At 51.6% G+C, this 597-nt stretch carries 1 protein-coding gene; it reads left to right on the top strand.

The window, feature by feature from the left end:
* Window positions 1–151 precede the first annotated feature (151 nt).
* Window positions 152–469: a hypothetical protein gene (locus tag AC54T3_RS17465; RefSeq protein ID WP_496626581.1), complete on the top strand. Its 318-nt coding sequence runs from the start codon at window positions 152–154 to the stop codon at window positions 467–469.
* Window positions 470–597 lie beyond the last annotated feature (128 nt).

Here is a 597-nt window from a genome sequence, read left to right as displayed (position 1 = left end):
TCGCCAGAAGATGACTATAGATTACAATAGGTTGACATCACCTTAAAAGGGCTGCTCTCCGGAACGCTACAAGGAGGACTACGACAGCGATCTTCAGCAAGTACTCGCTCGCGCCAAACAGTTAGTCGATGCCGGTAGAGGCGATGAGCTAATGACAGAGACCGATTTTGGCTTCTGCCCGAAAGCCACGGTTTCGGCGGAAGCCTTTTACGACTTCTACGAACAGAACAATGCATTCTGGAACGCGCACGTCTTCTTGCCCAAGACGGATGTGCCGGTGCTGGTCATCGCCGGCTCGATAGATGACCGCCAGCCAAATATTCCGGAGCATGTCGAACCCTATGTCGATGATGAAAGGGTGTACCTGATGGTGATTGAAGGCGGAGATCATTTCTTTCGCGATCTGAATATTGAGGAAGCGGTCGAAGCTGCGGTGGAGTTCATCAGCTCACTGGATCAACGCAGTTGACCTGGATTCATGGTAGGACTGGCCCACCAATAGACACGATCCACAAGCCGGGCTAATGGCATCACCTTAAGTGATTACGGGATTACGGGATTACGGGATTACGGGATTACGGGATTACGGGATTACGG

It is taken from the genome of Halochromatium sp. NSM3 (assembly GCF_059621085.1).
The sequence above is the reverse complement of the archived record's forward strand: the minus strand, read 5'-3'. Positions and strand labels throughout refer to the sequence as shown.

What these genes read in the sequence shown, in the direction of transcription:
- AC54T3_RS17465 (WP_496626581.1), top strand. Translation starts at nt 152, where the DNA reads ATGACAGAGACCGATTTTGGCTTCTGCCCGAAAGCCACGGTTTCGGCG.